A 2198-nucleotide genomic window follows, 5' to 3' on the forward strand; every position below is an offset into this window, starting at 1 on the left:
GGGGAGCGGTCCGGCGGGGCGCGTACGGCGCGGACGCGCCTCAACCGGCACGCCGTACGAGGCGGCCGCCCGTGACCGCCCGGGGCACGCCGACTGCCCGGGTGTTGCCCTCGTACCTCTCCTCGCGTACCGGCGGCGGTCCTACCGTCGTGGCGTGACGCCACCCACAGCCTCTTCCGGCGCCGGAGCGCCCGGCCTCGACATCCCGGCGGTGACGGTGATGCCGGGCAGCACCGCCTCGACCGTTCTGACCGTCCGCAACGACAGCGACATCGTTGAGGCGTACACCCTGGAGGTCGTCGGCGACTGCGCGGCCTGGTCCGTCGTGGAACCCGAGCGGGTCTCCCTCTACCCGGGCACCTCCGAGACGGTGACCATCCGCCTGAACCCGCCGCGCTCACCCGGCATCCGTGCCGGTGACGTTCCCCTGGGCGTACGGGTGCTGCCCGCGGAACACCCCGAGTCCGTCACGGTGCCCGAGACCACCGTGCACATCGAGGAGTTCCACGAACTGCGCGCGCAAGTGCTGCCGCGCCGCCGGCGCGGCTGGCTGCGGGGCCGCTACCGGGTGGCCGTGCAGAACGCGGGGAACTGCCCGGCCCAGGTGTCCTTCACGCCCGAGCAGGCGGGGGAGGAGCTGCGGTTCGCCTTCGCACCCGCCCAACTGAGCCTGGAGCCGGGTGAGTCGGCGCAGACCCGGCTGCGGGTACGCGCGGCCGGCCGGCCGGTCTGGTTCGGCAGGCAGGTGGTCTGGCCGTTCACCGTGAACGTCAGCGACGCCGCGGTTGCGCAGGACGCCGACCGGGCCGCGGCCGTCCCCGCGCCGGTGCTGGACGCGCAGTTCGCCCAGATCCCGGTCTTCCCGAAGTGGCTGCTCGCCCTGCTCGCGCTCCTGATCGCCCTGGTGGTGGCCTGGTTCGCCCTCGTACGCCCCGCCGTGCGCAGCACCGCCAAGCAGGCCGCCGACGCGGTGGCGCACCAGAGCCCGGCGTCCCCCGGCGCCAAGAACGGGCAGTCGCCGGCCACCGGTTCCGGCAGCAGCGGTCCGCAGGCCGGCGGCCAGGGCGGGAGCGCGCAGCCGGGCACGGGAACGCAGTCCGGCGGAAGCACCGGCGGTACGGCCGGCGGCCTGCCGGACTCGCGAACCCTCACAGTGCAGGTGTCCGGCGGGCAGAGCCAGACCAGGTCCTACAAGGTTCCCGCGGGCAAGATCTTCGGCATCACGGACGTCGTCGTCGCCAACTTCCAGGGTGACGAGGGGGTGATGACCATCATCTTCGGCGGCCGGACGATCACCAGCATCGCGCTGGAGACCTTCCGAAACCAGGATTACCACTGGGTCACCCCCATCGAGATCCCCGAGAACGCGACCGTCACGGCGAAGGTGCAGTGCGTGAAACCGGGCACACTGGCCACCGGTGTTCAGAAACAGCAGTGTGACGAGATCCTGAACGTGAGCGGTGTGCTCATCAACACGCGGCAGTGACGCGTGCCTCGTTGGGTCATCGTTCACCTGGTGGGGCGCAGGAGGAAGGGGAATTCACCGCTTCGTCCGAAAATCGACAGAGTGGTCCGGTCGCGGAATCATGACGTCGCCGAAACCCGGCATGCCCGAACGTGGTGCCCGGTGCGGCTTTCCGCGCAACGCCGAGCAGCGCGTCGGCACAAGCGGATCGGTCAGTTTTCGAATGGTTCGAGCCGTCGCCGCCCTTCACGCCGCAGTCCCCTACGCCGCCGGCCCTCGGTGCCGCCGTCCTTCGACGCGACCGTCCCTCAGCGCTGTTGTGCCGACGGCTCGTGTGTCGCGAGTGCGGCCGTCACCAACAGCGCGGGGATCACCGGGGTGCCCAGATGGACCCAGCGGAAGGCGGCGCCTGCCGCCGCCGCGCCGACGGTGAAGAGCACGGCCGTGCCCACGTTGCGCCACACGACCCGTCCCTGCGTGACGAGGACGGCGACCGTCGAGGTCACCATGCCGGTCAGGTAGCCCGTCGTGACCTCACCGTCGGCGGAGATCCGGATGGCGCCGTTCTGACAGCCCATCGCGGCGGCCGTCAGCACGAGGAGCGCCGCGCGTTGGGCCGCGTCCGGGGACCCTTCCCAGTACAGCCAGCCGAAGACCACCAGCCACAGCGCGGCCGTTTCGATCAGCAGCCCGCCGAGCAGCCCCCGGCCCGTCTCATATAAAAAAAACCGAG

2 protein-coding genes are annotated in these 2198 nt (G+C 71.3%); one reads left to right on the forward strand and one right to left on the reverse strand.

Annotation, left to right across the window (positions count from 1 at the left end; all coding sequences use genetic code 11):
* The first annotated feature begins 220 nt into the window (after window positions 1-220).
* Complete coding sequence (locus V7E46_RS33360) at window positions 221-1486, forward strand: COG1470 family protein (protein WP_333771902.1); 1266 nt, start codon at window positions 221-223, stop codon at window positions 1484-1486.
* Between the two features lie 287 nt (window positions 1487-1773).
* On the opposite strand, the gene V7E46_RS33365 is transcribed toward V7E46_RS33360, so the two are convergent.
* On the reverse strand, window positions 1774-2198 hold a 425-nt coding region (locus V7E46_RS33365; protein ID WP_333771901.1), incomplete at its 5' end, for a DUF1275 family protein.

It is taken from the genome of Streptomyces sp. IBSBF 2435, assembly GCF_036815005.1.
GTDB lineage: Bacteria > Actinomycetota > Actinomycetes > Streptomycetales > Streptomycetaceae > Actinacidiphila.

What these genes read in the sequence shown, in the direction of transcription:
- V7E46_RS33360 (WP_333771902.1), top strand. Translation starts at nt 221, where the DNA reads ATGCCGGGCAGCACCGCCTCGACCGTTCTGACCGTCCGCAACGACAGC.